The sequence below is a fragment of the Streptomyces sp. NPDC040545 genome (genome assembly GCF_055595065.1).
On sequence record NZ_JBVIWA010000006.1, the window covers coordinates 100029 to 125018 of the forward strand.

At 72.9% G+C, this 24990-nt stretch carries 19 protein-coding genes and 3 pseudogenes; 8 read left to right on the top strand and 14 right to left on the bottom strand.

Features of this window, described 5'->3' with window-relative positions:
• Positions 1-68: 68 nt before the first annotated feature.
• The 8 genes and pseudogenes from ACZ573_RS14590 to ACZ573_RS14625 all read right to left on the bottom strand — a co-directional run bounded on the left by ACZ573_RS14590 (position 69) and on the right by ACZ573_RS14625 (position 9155).
• Positions 69-794, bottom strand: a complete 726-nt coding sequence (locus ACZ573_RS14590) for a maleate cis-trans isomerase family protein (protein WP_471304086.1) — start codon at positions 792-794, stop codon at positions 69-71.
• 79 nt (positions 795-873) lie between these two features.
• Entirely contained in the window at positions 874-1779 is a 906-nt protein-coding gene (locus ACZ573_RS14595; RefSeq protein ID WP_471303550.1) for a fumarylacetoacetate hydrolase family protein, read from the bottom strand.
• Between the two features lie 170 nt (positions 1780-1949).
• On the bottom strand, positions 1950-3062 hold the full coding sequence (locus tag ACZ573_RS14600; RefSeq protein WP_471303552.1) for a cupin domain-containing protein: 1113 nt from the start codon (positions 3060-3062) through the stop codon (positions 1950-1952).
• Positions 3059-4099, bottom strand: coding sequence for a carbon-nitrogen hydrolase family protein (locus ACZ573_RS14605; protein ID WP_471303555.1), 1041 nt, complete (start codon positions 4097-4099; stop codon positions 3059-3061). Before ACZ573_RS14605 ends, ACZ573_RS14600 begins: the two co-directional genes overlap by 4 nt.
• A 19-nt stretch (positions 4100-4118) precedes the next feature.
• The gene (locus ACZ573_RS14610; RefSeq protein ID WP_471303559.1) at positions 4119-6422 is read right to left on the bottom strand and encodes an oxidoreductase; all 2304 of its coding nucleotides are present in this window, start codon (positions 6420-6422) and stop codon (positions 4119-4121) included.
• The gene (locus ACZ573_RS14615) at positions 6404-6883 is read right to left on the bottom strand and encodes an acyl-CoA thioesterase (RefSeq protein ID WP_471304088.1); all 480 of its coding nucleotides are present in this window, start codon (positions 6881-6883) and stop codon (positions 6404-6406) included. Before ACZ573_RS14615 ends, ACZ573_RS14610 begins: the two co-directional genes overlap by 19 nt.
• A gap of 33 nt (positions 6884-6916) precedes the next feature.
• Positions 6917-8542: pseudogene (locus ACZ573_RS14620) on the bottom strand (AMP-binding protein); the annotation flags it as partial.
• Positions 8543-8711: 169 nt separating this feature from the next.
• Positions 8712-9155, bottom strand: coding sequence for an ATP-binding protein (locus tag ACZ573_RS14625; RefSeq protein WP_471303561.1), 444 nt, complete (start codon positions 9153-9155; stop codon positions 8712-8714).
• A 253-nt stretch (positions 9156-9408) separates the two neighbouring features.
• Between ACZ573_RS14625 and ACZ573_RS14630 the strand changes: the two genes are divergently transcribed.
• Together ACZ573_RS14630 and ACZ573_RS14635 are read left to right on the top strand one after the other, a co-directional pair.
• A complete protein-coding gene (locus ACZ573_RS14630; RefSeq protein WP_471303564.1) occupies positions 9409-10359 on the top strand; it encodes an alpha/beta hydrolase fold domain-containing protein in 951 nt (316 codons plus the stop codon).
• A gap of 133 nt (positions 10360-10492) precedes the next feature.
• Positions 10493-11254 carry a phosphatase PAP2 family protein gene (locus ACZ573_RS14635; protein ID WP_471303566.1) on the top strand — a complete coding sequence of 254 codons (762 nt, stop codon included), beginning with the start codon at positions 10493-10495 and terminating at the stop codon, positions 11252-11254.
• 664 nt (positions 11255-11918) lie between these two features.
• Here the strand turns inward: ACZ573_RS14635 and ACZ573_RS14640 are convergent.
• The 3 genes from ACZ573_RS14640 to ACZ573_RS14650 form a co-directional block, all read right to left on the bottom strand.
• On the bottom strand, positions 11919-12926 hold the full coding sequence (locus ACZ573_RS14640; RefSeq protein WP_471303568.1) for a LacI family DNA-binding transcriptional regulator: 1008 nt from the start codon (positions 12924-12926) through the stop codon (positions 11919-11921).
• A 103-nt stretch (positions 12927-13029) separates the two neighbouring features.
• Positions 13030-14622, bottom strand: coding sequence for a carboxylesterase/lipase family protein (locus ACZ573_RS14645; protein WP_471303571.1), 1593 nt, complete (start codon positions 14620-14622; stop codon positions 13030-13032).
• Positions 14623-14734: 112 nt separating this feature from the next.
• Entirely contained in the window at positions 14735-15478 is a 744-nt protein-coding gene (locus ACZ573_RS14650; protein ID WP_471303573.1) for a phosphatase PAP2 family protein, read from the bottom strand.
• A gap of 662 nt (positions 15479-16140) precedes the next feature.
• On the opposite strand from ACZ573_RS14650, the gene ACZ573_RS14655 reads away from it, so the two are divergent.
• The 4 genes and pseudogenes from ACZ573_RS14655 (at position 16141) to ACZ573_RS14670 (ending at position 20958) form a co-directional block, all read left to right on the top strand.
• Entirely contained in the window at positions 16141-17394 is a 1254-nt protein-coding gene (locus ACZ573_RS14655) for an MFS transporter (RefSeq protein WP_471303575.1), read from the top strand.
• Between the two features lie 114 nt (positions 17395-17508).
• Complete coding sequence (gene surE, locus ACZ573_RS14660; RefSeq protein ID WP_471303577.1) at positions 17509-18414, top strand: 5'/3'-nucleotidase SurE; 906 nt, start codon at positions 17509-17511, stop codon at positions 18412-18414.
• Between the two features lie 131 nt (positions 18415-18545).
• On the top strand, positions 18546-20156 hold the full coding sequence (locus tag ACZ573_RS14665) for a carboxylesterase/lipase family protein (protein WP_471303579.1): 1611 nt from the start codon (positions 18546-18548) through the stop codon (positions 20154-20156).
• Positions 20157-20215: 59 nt separating this feature from the next.
• Positions 20216-20958: pseudogene (locus ACZ573_RS14670) on the top strand (class I SAM-dependent methyltransferase).
• A 319-nt stretch (positions 20959-21277) separates the two neighbouring features.
• Here the strand turns inward: ACZ573_RS14670 and ACZ573_RS14675 are convergent.
• A complete protein-coding gene (locus tag ACZ573_RS14675; protein ID WP_471303582.1) occupies positions 21278-22738 on the bottom strand; it encodes an MFS transporter in 1461 nt (486 codons plus the stop codon).
• A 571-nt stretch (positions 22739-23309) separates the two neighbouring features.
• Here ACZ573_RS14675 and ACZ573_RS14680 point away from each other — a divergent pair.
• Both ACZ573_RS14680 and ACZ573_RS14685 read left to right on the top strand, forming a co-directional pair.
• Positions 23310-23424: pseudogene (locus ACZ573_RS14680) on the top strand (IS5/IS1182 family transposase); the annotation flags it as partial.
• Positions 23425-23475: 51 nt separating this feature from the next.
• Positions 23476-24018, top strand: a complete 543-nt coding sequence (locus ACZ573_RS14685; RefSeq protein ID WP_471304091.1) for an NUDIX hydrolase — start codon at positions 23476-23478, stop codon at positions 24016-24018.
• Between the two features lie 51 nt (positions 24019-24069).
• Here the strand turns inward: ACZ573_RS14685 and ACZ573_RS14690 are convergent, their stop codons facing one another.
• Positions 24070-24207, bottom strand: coding sequence for a hypothetical protein (locus tag ACZ573_RS14690; RefSeq protein ID WP_471304094.1), 138 nt, complete (start codon positions 24205-24207; stop codon positions 24070-24072).
• Positions 24208-24691: 484 nt separating this feature from the next.
• Entirely contained in the window at positions 24692-24895 is a 204-nt protein-coding gene (locus ACZ573_RS14695) for a hypothetical protein (protein ID WP_471303584.1), read from the bottom strand.
• Between the last annotated feature and the right edge of the window lie 95 nt (positions 24896-24990).

The following is a 24990-nucleotide window of genomic DNA, read 5'->3' on the forward strand; positions in this document are numbered from 1 at the left end:
CCGCGGTCGCCCGGACCGGGTGGCCGGGGAGCGCCGGCCTCGCGGCCGGAGCTCCCGCGCCGTACCGGCTACCCCGCCAGCGGGGTTCGCGCGTACTTGCCCGACAGCAGCTGGCCCGCGCCCGGGGCCACCGCGTCCAGGTCCAGGGCCCGGAGCATCTGGTGGGCCGTGCAGACCGCCGCGGACACCACCGGCTTGCCCAGGAGCTGCTCGGCCTCCTCGATGGCGCCGAGCGAGGGCATCTGCACGCACGCCGACAGCACGACCGCGTCGGCGTCGGCGTAGTCCAGTGCCCGCGCGAGACCCGGCAGCCGGGCGGGGTCGTGGGCGGCGACGTCGAGGTTGTCGGGGATTTCGAGGGCCTGGTGGTCGAGGACCTCGATGCCCTCGTGCGTCAGGTAGTCCACGACGGTCCGTGTGAGCGGGCGCATGTAGGGGGCCAGCAGCACGATCTTCCGGGCGCCGATGGTGTGCAGCCCGTGGACGAGGGCTCCGGCGCTGGTGACGACCGGGGCGGGCGCGCCGTTCTCGGCGGTCCGCGCGTGCAGGCGCTGCTCAGAGGTGCGGTGGTAGCCGAGGCCCATGCTCATGATGGCGACCAGGCAGGCGTAGCCCAGTACGTCGACCCGGGCGTCGGAGAGTTCCACGGCGCAGCGGTCGGAGTCGGCGTCCATGGCCCTCAGCTGCTCCGGCGTCACATGGGTCATGCGCATCCGGCTGGAGTGGAAGGTGAAGCGCTCGTCGGGTGCGACGGCCTGGCGGGCCCGGAGGATGGCCGGGACCTCCGTCTCCATGGTGACGTTGGAACTCGGCACGATCTGGCCGATGCGGTACGTGCGGGGTGACACGGGTACTCCTTCTTGCCGGGGAGGGTCAGCGGGCGTCGACGACGGGGTTGGTCAGGGTGCCGATGCCTTCGACGGTGGCCTCGACGGTGTCACCGGGGCGCAGGAACTCGGGCGGGACCATGCCGGCGCCGACGCCGGACGGTGAGCCCGTGGCGATGACGTCGCCGGGCTCCAGGGTCATGCCGGAGCTGATGTCGGCGATGAGGCGGGCGATGGGGAAGAGCATGTGCCGGGTGTTCGACTTCTGCTTGGTGACGCCGTTGACGCGCAGCGAGAGGTCGAGGGCCATCGGGTCGGGGATCGCGTCGCGGGTGACGACCGCCGGGCCGAAGGGGGCGTAGGAATCCTGGCCCTTGGAGAAGAACCACTGGCCGGAGCGGCGCTGGTCGCGGGCGCTGATGTCGTTGACGATGCTGAAGCCGAAGATGTGGTCGTACGCCTCCTCCTCGCTCACCCGGAAGGCGGGGCGGCCGATGACGACGGCGAGTTCGCACTCCCAGTCCAGCTGGGTGGTCAGGTCGGCGTTGTGCAGGATCGGCGCTCCGGGGCCGGTGACGGCGGTGGCGGGCTTGCCGAAGAGGACGGGGCGCGGCGGCAGGTCCTTGTCGGTGTCGAGGCTGCGGCTGGACTCCTCGACGTGCTCGATGTAGTTGAGTCCGACGCCGATGATCTTGCCGGGGCGCAGGGGTGCGCGCAGGGTCACGTCTTCGAGGCGGTGGACGGCCTCGGCGGGCCAGGCCGCGGGTCCGGCGGCCAGCAGTCCGCGCGCGGCCTCCTGGGCGGCAGCGCCGGCCCGGATGAGGGACAGCAGGTCCGGGGGCAGGTGCACGCCGGCCCGCCGGGCCAGGGTGGTGAGGTCCACGACGAGGTCGTCGACCTGCGCGCCGAGACGCACGGAAGCATCGTCGAGGGTGTAGCTGACCAACCGCATGGGGGCTCCTTGCGAATGAGGGGGAGGGCTCGCGGGGGTGGGTCGGTGGCGGCACTCGGCCGGTGCCGCCACCGACCCGGTCCGGGAGGTGCGGTGCGTCGCACCCGGCCGGTGCTCCGCCGTGCCGGGGCCGGTGTCAGGGCCGGCGGCGTCCGGTACGGCGGAGCGGTTCAGGTGGTGGGCTGGTGGCCGCCGTTGTCGGCGTACGCCTCTTCCCGGTGGAAGCCGAGGGAGCGCATGACGGGGAAGTCGTTGAAGGAGAAGAGGCAGGCGTCCTCGGACTCGTCGAGGTTGTGGTGCTCGTGCCAGGCCCAGGAGGGGACGCAGAAGATGTCGCCCTGCTTCCACTCGAAGCGCTGTCCGGCGATCACCGAGACGCCGTGGCCCTTGGCCGCCGTGTAGATCACCGAGCCGGTGTGACGGTGGGCGAGGGTGGCCTGGCCGGGGCGCAGCAGCTGCATGTGCGCGCCCATGGTGGGCATGACCGGGCCGCCCGTGACCGGGTTGGTGTACTCGGCGATGACCCCGTCGTACGGGGAGCCCTCGCTCGCCTTGGCGAGGCCCCGCAGGGCCTCGTACGTGGGCTCCCAGGGATAGGCGAGCAGCGGCGAGTAGGGCCGGGTCCACTTCTCCACCCCGTACGGCAGCAGGTTCGCCGCGTAGGTCAGGACCGAGGAGTTGATGACCTTTCCGGGGGGCTGGTAGAGCTCGGGGTGGACCTCGTAGAACCCGGCGTCCAGGGCGTTGACCAGGGGGATGTCGAGACCGTCCTGCCAGATGACGGGGGCGTCGTCGGCGTCGTTGCCGTGCTCGTGCCAGGTGCCGTTGGGGGTGATGGCGAAGTCGCGGGGGCCGACCTTCAGCTTCTGGCCGTCGACGATCGTCCAGGCGCCGGTGCCCTCGTGGACGAAGCGCAGGGCCGCCGCCTGGTGGCGGTGGGCGGTCATGGCCTCGCCGGGGCCCATGATCTGGAGCCCGGTGTAGAGGAGTCCGGCGGCGGCGCTGACGTCCTTGCGGCCCGGGTTGACGAGCATGACGACGCGGCGGCCGGCGTCGTCGCCCTTGACGAGGCCGAGGGCCTTGTGGACCAGGGGGCGCAGGTCCGCGTAACGCCACAGCACGGGCACGGACCGGGGCTGCGGGTACCAGGGCTCGATGTCGTTGGCGACGGTCCACAGCGCGCCGGCGTCGAGGATGCCGAGCTCCTCGTAGTACGCGGTGAGTTCGGGGGTGTCGGACACCCGGGAACGGCCGAGCATGGTGTCGTCCTGCTCGATGGTCATACGTCCTCCTCGGGAGCGGCGGGAGCGGCGGGAGCGGCGGGAGCGGTGAACGCCTCGGTGGGCGCGGTGGGCGCGGTGAAGGTGACCGGCGGCCTGGGGCGGTTGTCCACCTCGAGGCGGAAGACGTCGAAGCGGTTGTAGTGGCCGACGATGTCGTGCATCTGCTTGGGCTGGATGCACCGGGCGAGGTCGATCTCCCCGTAGACGATGCCCTCCTCGTCGACGAGGGGCTCGGTGACCGGGCGGCCGTCGGGGCCGAAGATCCCGGACAGGGCGCTGCGCGGGCGCGTGAACTGCTTCCGCAGCTCCTCGTCGTCGCCGGCGAGGGCGTCCGCGATCTCCGGGGAGATGGTGGAACAGGCCACGACGGAGAAGACCTTGCCCTCGAAGCTGTGGGCGGCGGTACGGACGGCGATCGCGTCGGCCATGTCGTAGTCGGCGGGGGCGACGGGCAGGGCGATGTAGCAGGAGGCGTGGACGAGTTCGCCCTGCGCGAGGAGCGCGAAGCGGGCCAGGGTATTGGTGTTCTCGCCGCAGGCCAGCGCGCCGAGCGGGCCGACGGGGGTGTCGTGGACGACCAGCGAGCTGCCGTCGCCTCCGGTCCAGGTGAGCTTCTCGGCCCAGGTCGGCACCAGCTTGCGGTGCACGCCGAGGAGTTCGCCGTCGGGTCCGATGGTGAGCAGGGTGTTGTAGAGGACGCCGAGGCTGTGCGCGGCCCGCTCGTTGACCCCGATGACGAGGACGACGCCGTGCCGGCGGGCCGCCGCGCGCAGGGTGTCGACGTGCGGGCCCGGAATGTCGACGGAGGCGCGCTGGAGCCGCTCGAACCAGGGCGAGCCCTGGACCGGGTTCATCGTCCAGTTCCAGTAGGGGTAGCCGGGGACGAACACCTCGGGGAAGACGACGAGTTCGGCGCCGCCCGCCGCGGCCTCGGCGATCAGGGCGACGGCCTTGTCGACGGTGGCGGCGGGATCGAGGTAGACGGGCGCGGCCTGGACGGCCGCCGCCGTGAAGCGGGGCAGATGGTCCCTGTTCATGTGCGTGGACACCTCCGGCTCATCGGTGGGCGGTTACGGCTGCGCGGGGCAGCCAGCGGCGGTGGACGGACCCGGCGGGCTGCCGCAGGAGTTCGAGGCGCGGCGGGATCCGGTCGGTCCGCGCCGACGGGGGCCGCCCGCTGCCCGCCCGCCAGGCGCGTGCCCAGGGCGCGGCCGGCCCCTGGTAGCCCTGGGCGGCCGCGGCGTGCAGGGTCCACAGCGGGTCGTGGAGCTGGGCGCGGCCGACGCCGCACAGGTCCGCCCGGCCGGCCAGGATGATCGAGTTCACGTCGTCGTACGTGGAGATCGCGCCGACGGCGATGGTGGGGAGCCCGGTGGCGTTGCGGATGAGGTCGGCGTACGGAGTCTGGTAGCTGCGGCCGTAGCGGGGCTTCTCGTGGGCGACGACCTCGCCGGTGGAGACGTCGATCCCGTCGGCGCCGGCCTCGGCGAGCGCGCGGGCGATGGCGACCGCGTCGGCCTCGGTGGTGCCGCCCTCGGCCCAGTCGGCGGCGGAGATCCGTACGAGGAGCGCCTTGCCGGCCGGCCACACCTCCCTTACGGCGCGCAGCACTTCGAGGGGGAGCCGCAGCCGGCCGTCCAGATCGCCGCCGTACTCGTCGGTGCGCAGGTTGGTCAGCGGGGACAGGAAGCCCGACAGCAGGTGCCCGTGCCCGTACTGGAGTTCCAGGGCGTCGAAGCCCGCCCGGTCGGCCCGCGCGGCCGCGGCCACGAAGTCCCGTACGAGTGCGTCCATGTCGGCCCGGTCGGCCGCGCGCGGCACCGGACCGCCCTCGTCCCAGGGCAGCGCCGAGGCGGCGACCGGCTGCCCGCCGCCGTGGGTGGCCGCGCGGCGGCCGGCGTGGGTGAGCTGGATGCCGAGGCAGGTGTCGGTCTGGCCGTGGACGAAGTCGGTGAGGCGCCGCCAGGCCGCCTCCTGTTCGTCGTTCCACAGTCCGGGGCAGCCGGGGGTGGCCCGGCCGTCGGCGCTGACGGCCGTCATTCCGGCGAGGACCAGCCCGGCGCCGCCGATGGCCTGCGTGCTGAGGTGGACGAGGTCGAAGTCGCCGGGAACCCCGTCGCGCGCGGTGTGCAGGGCGGTGGGCGGTACGACGACCCGGTTGCGCAGCAGCAGTCCGCCCAGCTGGTAGGAGCGGAACATCGGCGGCACGGCCGAGGAGCGGTTGACCGCGGTGGTGAAGCCCTCGTCCCGCACGCGCAGGTTGTCGTAGGTGACACGTCGGCTGCGGGTGAGGAGGTTGAACGCGAACTGGTGCGGGTCCTGGCCGGTGTACCGGTCGATGTGCTCGAACCACTCCAGGCTGGCCTGGGCCGCGCGCTGGGTGGATTCCACCACGGGCCTGCGCTCGTCCTCGTAGGCGGCGAGGGCGGTCGGCACGTCCGGGTGCTCGTGGAGGCTGGCTGCCAGTACGAGGGCGTCCTCCATGGCGAGCTTGGTGCCGGAGCCGATGGAGAAGTGCGCGGTGTGGGCGGCGTCGCCGAGCAGGACGACGTTCTCGTGCCGCCAGGTCTTGTTGCGGACCGTGGTGAAGCGCAGCCACTTGGAGTTGTTGGGGATGAGGCGGTGGCCGTCGAGGTGGCCCGCGAGGAGTTCCTCGCAGCGCCGGATGCTGGCCTCGTCGCTGGTGCCGGGCGGATGGTCGCGGCCGGCGAACTCCTCGAAGCCGGCGCGCCGCCACGCGTCCTCCGTCATCTCCACGATGAAGGTGGAGCGGGTGGCGTCGTAGGGGTAGGCGTGTACCTGGAGGGTGCCGAAGTCCTGCTCGTCGACGATGAAGGTGAAGGCCTCGAAGACCTTGTCCGTGCCGAGCCACATGTAGCGGCCGGAGCGCTCGTCGAGGTCGGGGGCGAAGGTGTCGGCGTAGGCGGCGCGGGTGGCCGACCGTACGCCGTCGCACGCCACCACCAGGTCGTAGTCGGCGGCGAGTTCGGCCGCGGGCGGGGACTGGGTGCGGTAGCGGACGTCCACCTCCAGGTCGGCGCAGCGCTGCTGGAGGATCCGCAGGAGGTGCCGGCGGCCGAGGGCGGCGAAGCCGTGGCCGCCCGAGGTGAGGGTGCTCCCCCGGTGGCGGACGTCGATGTCGGCCCAGCGGGCGAACTCGGCCGACATCGCCTCGTAGATCTCGCGGTCGGCCTGGGCGATGCCGTCGAGCGTCTCGTCGGAGAAGACGACCCCGAAGCCGAAGGTGTCGTCGGGGGCGTTGCGTTCCCAGACGGTGACCTCCCAGTGCGGGGAGAGCTGCTTGGTGAGGGCGGCGAAGTACAGTCCGCCGGGCCCTCCTCCTATGACTGCGACGCGCACGGCGTGCCTCCTGCCGATGGTGCGGTGGTGAGTAGTTCCGGTTGCTGGAGTCCCGCCGTGCCGAGCAGGTCCCGTACCTCGGCGGGCCACGGGGTCGACCCGGTGGCGTGGGCGGCGGAGTGGGCGATGACCATGCGGCCGGTGGCCGCGTCGCCGCCCTGCGCGCCCCGTACGGTGAAGGCGTAGTGCAGGGAGGCCGTGCCGACCTTGGTGACCTTGAGTTCGGTGCGCACGGCTTCCCCGAACCAGAGGCGGGCCCGGTAGTCGGCCTCGAAGTGGACCCGGGGCGTGCTGCCGAACAGGTGGGAGAGGCCCAGGCGGTCGAGCAGGACGGCCTCGGCCGCCTCGACCCAGCGCACGACGGTGGAGTGGTGGTAGTGGCCGGCGGCGTCGGTGTCGGTCCACTCGACGCGGCGTTCGACCACGATGCGGGCCGGCTCGGCGGGAGCCGGGACGGGCACCGCGTCGGGGGTGGGGCCGGGCGCGGGGGCGGCTTCGGTGCGGGCGCGTTCCCGCAGTTCACCGCGCCGGAGCTTGCCGGTTCCGGTGCGCGGGAGCGCGGTGACGAACTCGACGGCACGCGGATACTTGTACGGGGCGATGGTCTGCTTGACGTGGGTCTGGAGTTCGCGGACGGTGGCCCCGTCGGCCGGGACACCGGCGCCCAGGACGACGTAGGCCTTCACGAGCATGCCGCGCCGGGCGTCGGGGGCCCCGACGACCGCGCACTCCTCGACGTGCGGGTGGGTGAGGAGGGCCTTCTCGACCTCGGGGCCCGCGATGTTGTAACCGGAGGAGACGATCATGTCGTCGCTGCGCGCGACGTACCAGAAGTAGCCCTCCGCGTCGCGGATGTAGGTGTCGCCGGTGATGTTCCAGCCGTTCCTGACGTACGAGGCCTGGCGCGGGTCCTCCAGGTAGCGGCATCCGGTGGGACCGGTGACCGCGAGGAGGCCGGGCTGCCCGTCGGGGACGGGGTCGCCGTTCTCGTCGACCACGGCGGCGCGGTAGCCCGGAACGGGGCGGCCGGTGGATCCGGGCCGGATGTCCTCGTCGGCCGCGGAGATGAAGACGTGCAGCATCTCGGTGGCGCCGATGCCGTCGATGATGCGCAGGCCGGTGGCGGCGTGGAACTCGTGCCACACCGCGGCGGGGAGCGGTTCGCCGGCGGACACGCAGCGGCGCAGCCCGGCCAGCCGGTCCACCGCCCCCGCCTCCATGATCGCGCGGTAGGCCGTGGGCGCGGTGAACAGCACGGTCACACCGTGCTCCGCGACGAGGTCGGCCAGCTGCAGCGGGGCGGCCTGCTCGATCAGCAGGGTCGCGGCCCCGGCGTGGAGGGGGAAGACCACCAGCCCGCCGAGCCCGAAGGTGAAGGCGAGCGGCGGTGTGCCGGTGAAGACGTCGTCCGGGCGGGGTTTGAGGACGTGCCGGGAGAACGTGTCGGCGTTGGCCAGGACGTCGCGGTGGAAGTGCAGGGTCGCCTTCGGGCGGCCGGTGGTGCCGGAGGTGAAGGCGATCAGCGCCACGTCGTCCGCGGCCGTGACCACGGTGGTGAACCGGCCGTCCTTGGCGGCGCAGCGCGCGGCCAGGTCCTCCGGCGCCGGACCCCCGTAGGTGAGGACCGGCAGGTCGGGCAGACCGGGGCGGCGGCCCGGGTCGAGCTCGTCGGCGTAGCGGTGGTCGCACAGGGCGAGCGAGGGCCGGCTGATGTCGGTGAGCTCGGCGAGTTCTCCGGCGCGCAGCAGCGGCATGGTGGTGACCGCGACCCCGCCGGCCTTCAGGACGCCGAACCAGGCGGCGACGAGCCAGGGGTTGTTGGGGCCGCGCAGCAGGACGCGGTTGCCGGGCCGGAGGCCGAAGTCCTCGGTGAGGACCTGGGCGACCTGGTTGGCGCGGTGCTGCAGTTCGCCGTAGCTCCAGCGCTCGGTCGGGGTGAGCAGACAGGGGCGGTCGGGGCCGTGCCGTTCGACGGCATCGTCGAGCAGGCGCTGGGCGCAGTTGAGCCGGTCCGGGTACTCCAACTCCGGTAGTTCGAAGTGGAGTTCGGGCCAGAGAGGGAAGGGCGGAAGCCGATCACGACAGAAGGAATCGGCGTACGCGGAAGGGGAGAGCTCCATGGGGCGGCACCTCGATCAGGGAGCAGCGGGGAGATGGGTGCACCGTATGTCGAATATTTAGCGTCCGTCAACATCTCGCTATATCGAGCGGGATGCGGGGCCTCCCAGGACGCCTTCCGGACGCATTCCGGGCGGCTTCCGGGCGGCTTCCGGGCGCCCGCGACGGGGCTCAGGGGGCAGGGACGCGCACCCGGACCGCCTTGCCGGACTCATGGGCCACGACGGAGAGTTCACCGCCCAGTTCGGCGGTCAGCAGCTGCACCATGAGCAGCCCGCGCCCGTCCTCGGACTCGGGGTCGACCTCCGACCGGGGCGCGGGCAGCCGCGGCAGACCGGCACCCCGGTCGGCGACCTCCAGCCGGAGCCAGCCACCCCCCTCCGCGACGGCCACCCGCATCCGCCCGGCGCCGCCGGCATGCCGGACCACGTTCCCGACGAGTTCACTGACGGCAAGCAACAGGGCGTCCATGACGTGGGCGGGGACCCGCCAGGCGTCGAGGGTGGCGCGCACCCGGGACCTGACCTGCGGAACACTCGCGGCGACGGGGGCGGAGACCCAGTGGACGAAGCTGCGGACCGCGGGAACCGCAGGGGTGTCGGCGATGGTGAGCATGAGGTGCTCCCGGAGGGGGAAGGCGGCGCCGCCACTGCTGTAGCTCGTGTAACTGATCCCGAATCTGGATCGTTTCTGGGCTTGTGGTCAGCGGAAACGCGTCGCTAGAGTCCTTGATTACACGTGTAACACGCTACGCCGCCCCCGGTGGCTCGCGCAAGCATTCCGGACAAACGGCGCGAAGCCTGCGTCCGCCCCACCCGCCACACAGCAACCGCTCCACCGGGACACCGCCGACATTGGAAGGGCCGCAATGACGCAATCTCCTCCCGCCGAGATCGACATCGCCGACATGACCTGGCCACCCCCGCCGTACCGGTCCCCCGTACCGCCCGTGACGGGCGCGGACGGCGTCCGCCGCTTCGACGGGATCACCTACGCGACCACGCCCGGCTACCGCCCCCGGCTGCTCGACGTCCAGGTGCCCGCCGGCGAGGGCCCGTTCCCGGCGATCGTCTGGATCCACGGCGGCGGCTGGCTGGACGGCGACCGCCGCTACCCGCCACCGACCGTCCCCGCCGACCTGCTGCACGGGGCGGTACTGGCGGCCGGGCTCGCACTCGTCTCCGTCGACTACCGGCACAGCCTCGAAGCGCCTTTCCCGGCTCAGCTGCACGATGTGAAGGCCGCGATCCGCTACGTCCGCGCGTTCGCCGGCGACCTCGGCATCGACCCGGACCGGATCGGCGTCTGGGGCGAGTCCGCGGGCGGTCACCTGGCCGCCCTCGCCGGCCTCGTCGGCCCCGACAGCCCGCAGGGCGCGGCGCTTGAGGGCACGGAGGGCGTCGGCTCCGGCGAGAGCGGGGTCCGCGCCGTCGTCGACTGGTACGGCGTCTGCGACCTCGTCACCCTGGCCGATCACCCCATGCCGGCGATGCCCGGTACGGAGTTCCCCGATCCCTACGAGGCCCTGCTCGGCGCCACCGTCGCCGAGCGGCCGGATCTGGCGCGGGCCGCGAGCCCGGTGACGTACGCGGAGGGATCGAATCCGCCGCCGTTCCTGCTGGTGCACGGGACGCACGACGGCCTGGTCCCGTACAGCCAGAGCGAGGCCCTCGCCGCGGCCCTGAAGAGCGCCGGGGGCGAGGTCACCCTGCAGCCCGTGGAGGGCGCCGACCACATCTTCCTCGGCTCCTCCGACATCCCCGCCATCGTCGAGGGGGGCGTGGCCTTCCTGGCCCGGCACCTCGGCGCGGGAGCCTGACGGCGCCGGTCAGTCCGACGGTGCCGGTCCCGCACGCCTGTTCCGCCGCGGGGGCGCGGCCACGGCCGCGCCCCCGCGTTCCCTTCACAGCACACCCGGCCGCGGGCCCCCGCCGCGGTCACGAGAGGCAGCCATGTCCGGCAACCCGACCACCACCGCCCCGCACGGCAGACCCCGCGGACCCCACCGATCCGGTGGGAGCGGCCGGCACCCCGAGACCGGGGCGCCGCACGGCCGCGGCGTCCTCCTCGCGGGTCTCCTGCTCCTGGGCGCGGCGGTGGCACCCGCACTCGTCGTCCGCGCCGACGTCGCGCATCCGCCCTTCCAGGGGCTGGACGACCGGTGGCTGATATGGATGGGCGGCCCGCACGAAGGGCCGTACCAGGCCGCCGCCACGGCCCTGGACCTGTTCGGCGGGCCGGTCGGGTCCCTCCTCCCGCTCTCCCTGCTGGCCCTGCTGCTCCTCCGCAGGCGCTGGGTCTCGGCCGTCTTCCTGCTCGCGGCCGGCCTCGGCGGCAACATGCTGGTCGTCCAGGGCCTCAAGCACCTGGTGGACCGGCCTCGCCCGGCCGACCCGCTGGTCCGTGTCGATCACGGTTCCTTCCCGTCCGGCCACGCGGCCACGGCGGCGCTCCTGGTCGTCGTCCTCGGGGCCCTGCTGGTCCCGGCTGCCCGTCGGCGGGCGTGGTGGACCGGGGGCGCGGTCTTCACGCTGGCCATGATGTGGAGCCGTACCTGGCTGCACGCGCACTGGCTGAGCGACACGGTGGCCGGGGCCGCCGCGGGCGCGGGGGTGGGACTGCTGGCGTGGTGGGTGTTCGGTCCGGCGCTCGCCCGGGAACGTGCCCGCGCCCACGACCGCCGGGGGGCGGCCGCGGGCGCGGGTACCGCCTGAGCGAGCGGGCCGTCCGGCATGCGCGCCGGCCGGACCGCGTACGGGCCCGGGCCGGCTTCGGCCCCCGTGGCCAGGGGCCCCGGCCGGGGGCGCGGAGGAGGCATGGCCGATGCTGTGACGGCCATACCGGGCCCGGGACCGGCCCGGCGATCCTGACGCCTGGCTCGTCCGGAGGAGGAGATCGGACGAGAGCTCCCCGCGGACTACAAGTCGATCATCGACGCCTACGCCCCCGTCCAGCTCCACTGGCACCCCTACCTGACGTCCCGGGCGGACCTGGGCGAGATGATCCGGGACGAGTCGGAGATGTGGAACGAGCGGCGCGCCTGGGAGCAGCGAGCTGGCAACGGGGGCGACCCCGCGACCGTCACTGATACGGGATGTCGATGCGGGCTGCGCGCAGCTTGTCTCGCGGCGTGCGTTCAGCCGGGCGACGGCCGGCGCCCGGTCCGCCCGCGGGGCGCGGACGCGGCGTCCTGGGACCCCGGGACGGCGGTACCGGCACCACCGCCTGCGCCGACCCGGTCCATGGGTTCACCGGAGTCCTGCTCGCCAGTTCGGAATGTCCGCCTCGGATTCGGCGAAGCTCCTCCACGACTTCTGGACCGCCCTCTGCCAGGCAGTCGAGGACTGACGGGGGCCGGCAGACCAGGCGGTCAGGAGGTCAGGACGTGTGGCGGTGGACCAGGACCGGCCGCACGGCCGGCACCGGTGCCGCCGTGCCGGTCTCGATCAGCTCGTGCACCGCCTCCGCGATCTGCACGGCCGACGGCATGTCCAGCCGGACCGTGGTGAGCGCGGGCTGCAAGAGCGTGGAGAGGACGAGGTCGTCGCAGCCGACCAGGGCGACCTCGTCGGGCACGGTGATGCCCTCGGCCTGCAGGGCGTGCAGCAGCAGGGCGGCGTACTCGTCGTTGTAGGTGAAGGCGGCGTCCAGGTCGAGGCTCCGCCAGCGCCGGGCGAGCGCGCTCGCGGACTCCCGGGTGTAGGACAGTTCCAGCGGGGTGACGGTGGCCATGTGCCGGGCCGCCACCGACTCGGCGCCCGCGAGGCGGGGCTCGGCGAGGGTGCCGAGGCCGCGTTCCTGGGGCATGACCACGCCGATCCGCGTCCGGCCGCGCGCGATGAGGTGCTCGGCCGCGGTGACCCCGATCCGGGTGTGGTCGAAGTCGATGGTGTGCACCCCCTCGACGGGGTGGGAGGCGAAGGCCAGCAGGCCGCGCACCCCCGCGCGGACGAGTACGTCGGCCGCCTGGGCGGTGAAACGGTCGCCGTCCAGGGCGACGACGGCCGCGGGGCGCAGTTCGGCCCAGGCCCGGGCGGCGTCGAGGGGGTCGGCGAAGCGGCCCGCGTGCAGCACGGCCGTGTATCCGAAGCGGTCGAGCTCGCTGTGCAGATCGTCGACCCAGTCGCTGACGAGGCGGCCGATCGCGGAGATGGACGAGGGCATCAGGACGAGGTTACTGCGGCCGGCGCGCAGGGACCGGGCGGCCGCGTGCGGTACGTAGCCGAGCTGCTTGGCCGCGTCGAGCACCCGGGCACGGGTGCCGGCGCTCACCCGGTGGCCCTGGGTGTCGTTCAGGACGAAGGAGACCGTGGCACGCGACACCCCGGCGAGGCGGGCCACGTCGGCGCTGGTGATCGATGCGGGGACGTGTGTGTCTCTGGTCATGACGTCCCTCGACGCTCCTTCTGTTCGGGCCGGGCATCCGATCGGGCCCCGGTGCACGCACCGGCTCTGCTCGGATGACTCCTTCCTTCTCAGGTTACACGAGTCAAATCAAGGGGGCGGGGGTGTGCAGGAGCCTGGAGGCTCCCGCGAGGTCGTCGAGGGCGGTCACGACGGAGTCGAAGCGCATCGTGGTGCGGGTGCGCGTGTCGTACGGCCGCCACTGCGGCAGGTCGGGGTGGTTGGGGTCGCCGGTGCGGACGAAGGCGATCCAGGCCCGGTGCATGGCGTACGCGAGGCCGTCACGGACGGCGGGGGCGAGGCCTGCCAGGAAGGGAGCGTGCGACCACTGGTCGAAGTTGTCGAAGACGAAGGGGAGTTCGAGGCAGTGCGCGGCGCCGAGCCGGCCCTCGTACGCCGGGGTGGGCAGGTCGAACTGGTAGGCCCATACGGGACTGCCCGTCTCGCCGCGCGCCTCGGCCAGCCGCACCGCCGGCACCCGGAAGAGCTCGTCCGTGATGAGGTCCATCAGGACGTCGGCGGGGCGGGCTCCGGGCCGGGCCCGCTCGTACGCCGCGTACACGCCCTCCGCGGCTTCGCTCCCGAAGGTCTCCGCGATCCGGTCGGTCACCTGCTCCCGGGTGGCGGCGGCGTACCCCTCGTCGAGGGCGAAGCCGAAGTTGGCCTCCTCCCGCGTCCAGCCGATCATGACGTCGACATCGGCTGCGGCCCCGCTCAGCAGGGCCTCGGCGGGGTGGTCGCAGAGGGTCACTCCGTCGATCACGGGCAGGAAGGGCGTCGGCCAGTACCCCCACCGCGTGGTCTGCGCGAACAGCCCGGCGCCCGCTCCGATCAGCTCGGGCCAGGGCAGCGTACGCAGCTCCGGCAGGTCCTTGGCCCCGGCCAGCTCCAGGTAGGCGGCGGTGCGCTCCAGGTACGCCGCCGGGCCGGGGAGGTCCAGGCCGAAGGGCGGGCTCTGCAGGATCACCCGCCGGATCAGGCCCGCGGTCCGCGGGTGGCCGGCGAGGGCGGCGGTGGACACCGCACCCCCGGACTGCCCGGCGACCGTGATGCAGTCCGGATCGCCGCCGAAGGAGGCGACGTTCTCCTGCACCCACCGCAGGGCGGCGAGCTGGTCGGTGAGCCAGAAGTTGCCGCCCTCCGCGGCCGCATCGCCCTCGCCGCCCTCGCCGCCCTCGCCGCCCTCGCCCGCCTCAGCGCCTTCCCCGTCGCCGGGGTAGAGGTAACCGAGGGGCCCGATGCGGTAGTTGATGCTCACGACGACGAGGTCGCCGTCGCGCGCGAAGGTCTCGCCCGAGTAGCCGGGCAGCGATCCGGAGCCGGACACGAAGCCGCCACCGTGGATCCAGACCAGGACCGGGCGCCGGGCGTCGTCGACGGCGGGCGTCCAGAGGTTCAGGGTCAGGCAGTCCTCGTCGAAGGGGGGTGACCCGTGCCCGCCGAGCACCGGGTCACCGCCCTCCATGTACATCTGCGGCGCGCTCGGGCCGTCGGCCGTGGCGTCCCGCGTCCCGCTCCAGCCGGCGTGCGGCCGCGCGGGCCTCCAGCGCAGGTCACCGACCGGCGGGGCGGCGTAGGGCACGGCCCGGAAGACCGTGAGCCCGCCCTCGATCGCGCCGCGCAGGCGGCCTGCGGGCAGGTCCACCACCGTCGGGTCCTGGCCTGGGGGGTGAGGCATGAGCCGTTCCTTCCTCGCTGCCGCGCGCGGGATGCACGCCGCCGGTCGAGAATATGGCGTGAATTTGTCGAACGTCAACGCTGCTCAATAATCCGAGCTCCCGAGTGACGCCTTACTGCCACAGGCTGTTCGAGGCCATCCGCTCCGACTCCGCCTCCAGCAGCGGAGCGAAGGCCCGCCACAGGACGAGGCAGGCGCCGACGCCGACGAGGGCGCCGGCGACGGTGTCGCTGAGCCACTGGGCGTGGAGCCAGGTCCGGCTGCCCATCATGGCGAGGACGTACGAGGCTCCGAACGCCCACCACCAGCGTCGCGCGCGCGGCGGGAACACCACCACCGCAACGGCGACCACCAGCGTCACCGCGCCGAACACCTGCCCGGAGGGGTACGAGCCGTCGTTGACCAGCACCAGCGGGTGCGGCGGACGCGGCCGGTCGGCCAGCTGCTTGAGCGGCAGGAGCACGACGAGGTTGGCGACGACGGTGACCGTGAAGACGAACAGCCCCGAGCGCCAGCGTCCGTAGACGCAGAGGCAGCCGATCACCAGCAGCGGCAGGACCATGCCGAGCGGGCCACCGAGCCGGTCGAGCACGGTGATGAAGCCGCCGATGCCGTCATCGCCAGGGGATCCCGCGGCGGCGGAGTCGTTCACCGAGGCCGCCCACCGGTCGTCGAGCCCCTGGAAGAAGGGCCGCCGGTCCAGCCGGAGCAGCAGCCCGGCCAGCAGCACGAGGACCAGGAGGGCGATCCCGAGGCCGAGCGCATGACGCGGCGGGGCCGCCGGAAGGTGGTGCCGGGGCGGGCGGACCGGCAGGGGCGGCCGGGACGGCGGCACGAAGGAGGGAGAAGGGAACATGGCGGGCCTTTCACGGTCGTCTCCCCAAGCGGTGGGGGCACGCGGAGAGCAGGCACGGGACGGTGGAACGCAAGGGAGGGCGCCGGGGAACGCCCTCGGGGGACGCCATCGGGAGGACGTCACCGCGGAGGACGAAACCGCGGAGGACGTCATGGCGGGGGACGTCATCGCGGGGGACGCCTTCGGGAAACGTCTTCGGGGTACGGCATCGGGACACGGCATCGGGGTGCGGCCGCAGCCAGGGGAACGCGCGGCGGGCGCACGGCACCCGGCGACGCCGGGGCGGTGGGGAGCCCGCCGGCGACAGGATCGTCGCGGTGCGGCACGGAGTATTGCCGATGCGTCACGACCGCCACAAGAGCAAGAGGGTTTCTCGACACATCCGCCGCGTCCGATGGCCGCGACCGGATGGTTACACGTGATGTCGCGCCGGACTCCCCCGACGGTCACGATCTGCACAACGACGCGCCGTGAGGCCTGGCGGAGCCCGGAAATGGGTGCTACACAGTGTCCACCGCACCTGGTGACACGTGTAACAAGATCATGTTACGAACGACGTCCGCCACCGCACGTCCGACGGCGACGCCGTCCCGCGCCCGTTCATGGGCCGCGCCTCTCTCCCTCGCACGCCACCTCCCCGCTCCGTCCCCCGAGGAGTCGTCATGGCCACGCCCGAAGTCGTCGAACCGTCCGTACCTCCGACCGGGGAGCCCGCCCCCCGGCGAGGTCTCCTGCCCCTCCTGCTGGTCGCCAACTCGGCGATGATGGCGCTCTACATGGGCGTCGGCTCCGTCCTGCTGCCCACCCAGGTCGCCGCGATCGCCCCCGACGACAAGGTCGCCGTACTCGGCCTGATCGGTGGCGTCAGCGCGGTCTTCGCCACCGCCTTCAACCCCATCGCCGGCGCCCTCTCCGACCGCAGCGGGCGCCGCAACCCCTGGATCGTGGGCGGGGGTCTGGCCTCGCTCGTCCTCCTCGCCCTTCTCGGCGGCGCGACCACGGCGCTGCTCGTCGGCATCGGCTGGTGCCTGATCCAGGCGACGATGAACGTCTTCCAGGCGGCGGTCACCGCGATCGTGCCCGACCGGATCCCCGCGGCCCGCCGGGGCACCGCGTCCGCGCTGGTCGGGCTCGGCCTGCCCATCGGCGGTACGGCCGGCGTGCTCATCGCCTCCCAGACCGCGGACCAGCTGCGCACCGGCTACCTGGTCCTCGGCGCCGTCGTCGCCGGGTCCGCCCTGCTGCTCAGCGTCTTCTGCCGGGACGTCCCGCGCACCGAGCCCGCCGCCGAAGCTCCCGCCAGGCCCAAAGGCGCCCAACTGGCCGCCTTCCTCTCGGCCCTGGCCAACCACGACTTCCGGTGGGCCTTCATCGGCCGGGCCCTGATGGTCCTCGGCTACTTCTCCGTCGTCGGCTACCAGCTGTACATCCTCGGCGACCACATCTCGCTGCCCGAGGGACTGACCCCGCCCGCCGCGATGGCCGTCCTCACCCCGGTGTCGATGGTCGCGATGGCCGTCTCCACCGTGGTGGGCGGTCTGCTGTCGGACCGCTGGAACCGCCGCAAGGTGTTCGTCGGAGTGTCGGCGGCCCTCGCCGGGCTCGTCATGGTGGTCCCCGTGATCAGCCCGACCTGGACCGGCATGCTCGTCTTCAGCGCGCTCAACGGGCTCGCCTTCGGCTGCTTCATGGCCGTCGACACCGCGCTCGTCACCCTGGTCCTGCCGCGGGCCGAGGACGCCGCCCGCGACATGGGCGTCCTGAACATCGCGAACGCCGGGCCGCAGATCATCGCCCCGTTCGTCGCCTCGGCCGTCGTCACCGGCCTCGGCGGCTACACCCCGCTCTTCCTCGCCGGCGGGGCCCTCTCGCTGGTCGGCGCGCTCGCCATCCTCCCGATCCGCAGCGTGCGCTGACCCCTCCTCGGAGCCCGCCCGTCCGCAGCTCCGGCGGGCGCACGCCGAGGGTCGTGCGCCCGCCGGTCCCCACCCCTGCTCACCCTCGACTCCCTCCCTCCCAAGGAGCAACCTGTGAGACGCAAGCGAGTTCTGCCGCTGGCCGCGCTGCTGCTGTGCACGCCGGCCCTGGCCGGTAGGGCCCCGGCCGTCGCCGCGCCGCAGACCGCGCCCGCCGGCCCGTTGCGGATCCTGCTCACCAATGACGACGGCTACAACGCCCCTGGCATCCGCAAGGCCTTCGAGCGGCTGACCGCCGCCGGGCACGACGTCACGATCGTCGCCCCGCTCACCAACCAGAGCGGTGCCGGCACGAAGGGGTCGAACGCCCCGGCGATCACGGTGAAGCACCCCGAGCCGAAGGTCTGGGCCGTCGACGGCAGCCCGGGCGACTCCGTCTCCTTCGGGCTGTCCGAGGTCTTCGCCGGGGACGCCCCCGACCTGGTCGTCTCGGGCACCAACTTCGGCCCCAACGTGGCCGGTCTCGCCACCCACTCCGGTACGGTCGGCGGCGCCGTCGCCGGGCTGGAGCACGGGATACCGTCCATCGCGCTGAGCACCGGGGGCGTCACCGCGCCCGACCCGGTCACCACCGTCAACGCCATGGATCCGACGCTCGACTTCGCGGTCAAGCTGATCGACCGGCTGCGGACGCGGTCCCGGTCCGGGCCGCTGCTGCCCCAGGGCGTCGGCCTGAACGTCAACCACCCGGTGGTCGGCGCGGACGGCAAGGGAACGGCCGCGGGCGTGTCCTCGACCTTGCAGGATCCGCAGACCCTGCTCGAACCGGACTTCACCGACGCGGGCGACGGCACGTGGAAGGTGACCGTCAAGGTCGACCTGCGGCCCGCCGCCAAGGGCGGTGACGTCGAGGCCGTGACCGCCGGCCGGATCGCCGTCAGCCCGATGAACGCCAACTGGAACACCGGGCCGGCCGACCAGGCCGTGGCCTCCGCACTGATCGCCGGGCTCCGCCCCTGACGCATCCCGGCCGGGGCGGAGCCCGCAACCAGCTCCGCCCCGGCCGGACAGAGCCGGATCCACCCCCGGCACGACACCGGATCCACCCCGGCACGACATCGGCACGCACCGGCGACACTCCAGGAGGACGGATGAAGAGGCTCGGGAAACGGATGCCCTCGGCAAGGTCCCTGCTCGGTACCGCACTCGCCCTGGTGGCACTGCTCGTCTCCGCACCACCGGCGGCGACGGCGGCGCCGCCGTCCGGCGGATCACCGCACCCGGTGGTCACGGTCGCGCAGGGCGCCCTGCGCGGCCAGTCCCGCGACGGCGCGCAGGAGTTCCTCGGCGTCCCCTACGCCGCTCCCCCGGTCGGGGACGCGCGGCTACGGGCCCCCGCGCCCGCGCCCCGGTGGCACGGGGTACGGGAGGCCACCCGGCAGTCCCCCGCGTGCCTGCAGTTCTCGCCCTTCGGCCTGAGCGATCCGGCGGACGTCAGCGAGGACTGCCTGTACCTGGACGTGTACCGGCCCCGGACGGCCCGCGCCGGAGCCCGGCTTCCGGTGATCGTCTGGATGCACGGGGGTGCGTACAGCCAGGGAACGGGCACCCAGTTCGGCGGGCGGACCATGGCCGACCTCACGCAGAGCGTGGTGGTCAGCATCAACTACCGGCTGGGGCAGCTCGGCTATCTCGCGCTGCCCGAGCTCGGCCGCCAAGGCGCCCTGCGCTCCGGGTCCTTCGGGCTGATGGACCAGCTCGCGGCGCTGCGCTGGACCCGGGAGAACATCGGCGCGTTCGGCGGGAATCCGGGCAGCGTCACGATCTCGGGGCAGTCGGCGGGCAGCGGTTCCGTCTGCGCGCTGCTGGCTGCCCCGCCGGCCGCCGGCCTGTTCCACCGGGCCGTGCTGCAGAGCGGTCCGTGCACGCTGCTGGGTACGCCGGAGCTCGCGGAGGCCGAGCAACAGGCGCGGTCCTTCGCGGCGCGGGCGGGCTGCACCGCTTCCGCCGAGGTGGCCGCGTGCCTGCGCGCCGCCTCCGGGGCGGCGCTGGTCGAGGCGGCCGGTACGCTGCCCACGCGCGGTCCGGCCGCTGGTGACGGGCTGCTGCCGGTCGCTCCCGCGCAGGCCATCGGGAGCGGTGCGTGGAACAAGGTGCCGGTGCTGATCGGGAGCACCCGTTCCGAGGCCCGCTTCTTCGTGGCCCTGACGCAGCCGTACCTGACCGCCGAGCAGTACACGGCGCAGATCCTGGCCGGTCACGGGGCGGCCGGGCCCGAGGTGCTCGCGCGCTATCCGGTGTCGAAGTACGGCTCGCCGTATCTGGCGCTGTCGGCGGTCATGACGGACTCGACGTTCGCGTGCCACACCGCGTGGACGGCGCAGCTGTTCGCGGCGCAGGTGCCGACGTACGTCTACGAGTTCGACGACCCGCGGTCGCCGACGCTGGCGGGCGCGCAGGTGCCGGGCCTGGACGAGTCGAACGCGCACAGTGCGGAGCTGGCCTATCTGCACGACTTCACGATGGGCGAGCGCCCGCTGACGCCGGTGCAGGTCGCGCTCGGGAACCGGATGAAGCGCTACTGGGCGGCGTTCGCCCGTTTCGGCGCCCCTGTGGTGGCGGGCCAGACCCCGTGGCCGCCGACCGGTGCCGGAGCCGCGACGGTGCTCACCCTGGACCCGGCGGCGACGCGGACGACCACGTCGTTCGAGGCGGACCACAGGTGCGCGTTCTGGCGGACGCAGCCTCCCCAGCGGCTCTGACGCCCCGCCCCGGCCGGCCGGTCGGGAAGTAGAATTGGATCACTGGGAGAGGGGGCCGGATGGACCGGAACATACGCACGGTCGAGGACGTACTGAAGCTGCTGGACGGCCTTTTCGCACCGGAGGCCGACCGGTGGACGGCCGACGGGGCGTCCTGGTGGGACGGTTTCTACGCGGACCGCTCCAAGCCGGTCCCGTTCTTCGTGCCGAAGCCGGACGAGAACCTGGTCGCGTACCTCGACCGGGGCCTGATCGCCCCGGGCCGCGCCCTCGACCTGGGCTGCGGTCCGGGCCGCAATGCGCTGTACCTCGCCGCCCGGGGCTTCGAGGTGGATGCCGTCGATCTGTCGCCGGCGGCCATCGCCTGGGGCGAGGAGCGGCCCGCGAGGCGGGGGTCGCGGTCAGGTTCCACCGCGGGAACGCCTTCGACCTCGCCGCGACCACGCTGAGCGGCCCGTACGACCTGATCTACGACTCGGGCTGCTTCCACCACCTGCCGCCCCACCGCCGCGTCAGCTACCTCGCCCTCCTCGAACGGTCCCTCGCGCCCGGCGGCCAGCTCGCGCTCACCTGCTTCGCGGCCGGCGCGATGGGATCCGAGCTCCCCGACGAGGAGTTCTACCGTGAGGCGGGCCTCCAGGGTGGACTCGCCTACACCCCGGAGTCCCTGCGGGCGATCTTCGGCGACCTGACCGAGGTCGAGCTGCGCCGGATGCGGGACGAGCCCGCCGGGTCCCCGCTGTTCGGCGAGCCCTTCCTCTGGACGGCCCTGCTCCGCCGCCCCGCCGGGTCGCAGCCCTGAGGCGCGTCCGGCAGGGCTCGTGGCAAGGCGGCCTCGGGACTCAGCTTGTTCTTGAAGGGGTTCCTGCCCGATCTTGTCGAAGCTGACCGTTGTCCCTGAAGACTGATGACCCGTAGGTTCATCTCGACAAAGATCGAGGGCGGCTGGGGGCTCTGAAGGCAACTCGCTGGCGTTCTTGGCCTGTATTGATCACGGTCGTGATTTCGATCAAGAAGTCGGCCATGGGTGCAACGTACCTGCCCCATGCACCGTGCCATCTGGGGCCAGTGGGCCAGGTGTGGGCCGCCGGAGGCTCCGAGGGGCCGGGGGCGGGGAACGATCAGGTCAGGCACAGCGAACACGCTCCCCGGAGCCCTCTATTTGCTCGGTACCGTAACCGGGCGGCCGGGTGGTCAAGCGGCGCTCGCCTGCGGCGACGCCGATTCCCCCGAGCGTGACCAGCCAGGGCGCGCAGCGCCCTGTCACAACCGGTCGACGCCAGGAGCAGTGAGCGCGTGCCCGCGGCTCGCCATCGAGTCAGTGGCGGCGTTCGGCGAGGATGTCCTTGTTGCCGGGGACGCCGGTGGCGGCCGAGGCGGCGGCCTGGGCCGAGCTTGCCGCGGGCGAGGATGAGGATGGTCAGCGCGGTGGCGGCGCCGCCGGTGGGGAGCGCGGCGAGAACGTCGGGGTGGGTGGCGAGGGTTGCGGCGAGCGCGGTTCCGGCCGCCTGCCCGGTGCCGACCGACAGGATCAGCCAGGAGTACGCCTCGGTGGTGCGCGAGGCGGAGGCGAGAGCGTCCACGGTGTGGAAGCCGTTGGTGATGATCAAGGTGAAGAACAGCCCCGGGATTGCCGCGAGGGCGAAGGCTGTGCGGGGATCGGGCTGGGCCAGCAGGGGCGCCCAGCCGAGGAGGAACAGGGCGCTGGTGGTGATGAGCTGGGATTTGGTCGTGCCCGGCCACGCCCGGCGGGCGTAGATCAGGCTGCCCAGGAAGCTGCCGCTGGAGAAAACGGCAGGCAGCAGTCCGCAGAGCATCGCCTGCCCATGGGTGCCGGCCATGCCTGCGGCCCACACGTTCATCGCTCCGAACGCGAACCCCGTTCCCGCCAGTGCGGTGAGCAGCAGGACCAGGCCGGCGCTCATCAGCCGTCCTCTTCCCGTCACCCCGGCGGCAGGACGCCAGGTCTGCGACGGTGCGGCGGTCAGGACGACCGTCGTGCCCACCAGCCCGAGGGCGGCGGTCGCGGCCAAGGCGGTGTCGGGCCCGTGCGTGGTTGCCAGCCACGAGGCGAGCAGGGGGCCGGCGATGTAAAGGAGTCCTTGCGAGCCGGTGTCGAGGGCTTGGACGACTCGGCGCCGCCCGAAGTCAGGCAGGACTGTCGGCCAAAGCGCCCGAAGCCCTGCCTCCAGCGGAGGTGTGACCAGACCCGCGAGCCCGACCACCGCGGTCACCGCCGCGGGATGCCCGCCCGCCCGGATCAAGGGGAGCGCTGCCAGGCAGCCGGCGTTGAGCAGCACCGCCGGTGTCGACACACGGGTTTGACCGTAGCGGTCCATCAGCCTGCCTTTGACCGGCTGGGACAGCCCGGACGCCAGTCCGTAGAGGGCGGCAAGCATTCCGGCGAAGGCCAGCGACCCCCCGCCGCCGGTGATCCACAGGACGAGCCCCACCGGAACCATGGAGTTGGGCAGGCGCCCGATCAGAGTGCCGCCGAGCAGGCGGACAACGTGTCGGCTGCCCAGTACAGCGCCGTATGTGGCGAGTGGCGGGGCGGTGGTCGGGTGTTCGGCCAGGGTCAACACGGCAGGGCTTTCCATCAGAGGAAGTGCGGGAGGCGGGGGCAGGGCCAGGGGCTAGGGTTGTTGTGTGGACGCGGTGGTGGCCGAAGGTCCTGCGGCCACGGCCACGGGGCGAACGGCCGGTATGCGGGGGGATACGGGGGCAGGACCGCGACGGCTTCCTCCACATGCCGGCCGATCTGTGCGGGGTCTGGGACGTGGTGGTTGGTTTGTGCTGGGAGCAACCGCAGGCAGACGGTGATCTCATGACAGGCCCGGGCGTTCAGCGTGGTTGCGCGTATGGCGCAGGTGCCGCGGAACCCGGAGCGGGGAGCGTAGCCCGGAGCCGACCGGCCGTCGCGGAACTTGTGATCTTCCGACAAGACTGCGGGAACCGCCCATAGTTGCGGCGGGCAAGCGATGTCGGCGTGGGTCGCAGTGGCTGCCAGGCGGGCGTCTTCCTCTGCCTCCTCCTGTTTCACCCCAAGGCACTGGGATTCGCGCCGTATGCTTCGGCGCCGGTCCGCACGCCTTGACCGACTGGGTAGTCTGGAATCGCTGGGCCGAGCGCCACGCCATCGAAGCCGCCCGCACCGGCGTGCAGTTGCGTGACCTGCCCGAACGGTTCGGGCCGTGGAAGACCGTCTACGAACGGCACCGTCTTGGGTCGGGCCGGGGGGAGGGGGACGTGGGAACGTCTCCTGGCTGCTCAGCTCCCGCCGCCCGGGCACCGGCGCCACACCGTGATAATGGCCGTCATGACAAGCCTTTCCGCCAAGCCTGCGACCCCGTTCTCACGCATCAAGGTCCGCGCGGGGGCCCTGGTGTTCTGCGGCAACGATGTCGCCCTGGTCCGCCGTGACCGCACCGACTCCACCCACTACACCCCGCCCGGCGGCAACGTCGAAGACGGCGAAGACTTCACCGCCGCCCTGCGCCGGGAACTCAGGGAAGAACTCGACCTGGACATCGACCAGGCCGACGGCGGTGACCTGCTGTGGGTCGTCGACCAGCGCGTCTCCCGCCCGGGCCCTACCCCACCGCCACGCAAGCTCCACCTGATCTACCGTCTCCACATCACCCCCGAGGTCCGCGCGACCCTCGCCGAGCAGGAACACGACGAACTCCCCGACGGCAGCCACGAAGTCGGCGTCATCGAGTGGATCGACTACCGCCGGACCGCCGAACTGCCGATCTTCCCGCCCATCGGGCCCGCCCTGGCCGATCTGGCTCACCCGCGCGCGACCGTCACCGACGCCGCTCTGGACGCCGTCACCGACGAGACGTACACCTGGGTGTGATCGCGCTCCCCGATGGTCATGTTCGCCCCCGAGCCCCGTGGTTGGGCGCTGTCAACGGTGACGCCGGGTACGGTCGGTGCGGTCTGCTGCGGGGGGGGTGAGTTGCCCGTTGCACCAGGCGCGGCGCCGGCGGTAGAGCCAGGCGTCCAGTCGCAGGCCGTCGACGGTGCACCCCGAGGGGACGTGCAGGTGGCCGTATCGGGCGGCGGCGTCTCCGGGTCTCTACTTCGTCGGGGTCTTCCTCCAGCCCATTGATCCGGGCCAGCCGCGCGGCGGCTTCCCGGAGGGCGTCCACGTCTCCGGCGGCGCGGTTGGGCGAGGAAGACCTGGCGGTGGAGGGGTCCGTTCTCCTCGGCGGCGAGGAGCCCCTGGTGTGCGGCCCAGTGCGCGCCGGCGAAGTCGGCGGCCTCCCGGCGGCGGGTGGACAACCCGCAGGCGACGCCTTCGATGGTGGAGACCGCCTACTGGACGGCCGGCTCGGCCCAGGCGCAGCGGTGGGGGGGTCGATCGCGGCGAAGGGGCGACCGCAGACGAGTGTGAGGGCCCGGCGCAGGGCAAGCTCGCCATCTCCTCGTCGTGACGGGCAAGTACGATGCGTGCGAGCGATATGCCCATCTCGGCCGCGACATGGGCGACCGGACGGCCAGAGGCGACCCGTTCGACCAGCAGGCGCCTACCGAAGCAGCTCGACGCTGCTGGCCCGCCAGGCGGTGGGGGCCGCCCAGCAGGGGTGGGTGCACAGGGTTCCGGAGAGGGCGATCAGCCGGCGCCGCAGCACGGTCGTACCGGCCCCGGCCTGTGCGAGCTCGGCGTACGTCTGTTGCCACGCCCTTTGGAGCGTGATCAGGTCCTCGGGGAAGCGGAACGGTGGTCTCACGTCCCGCTGGTCCCCAACGCCGGCCCCGCCGGGCGCCTGACCACCGCTGGCGACCGCCGGACCGTGCCCGCTTTCAAACGGGAGGCGTGGCTGGT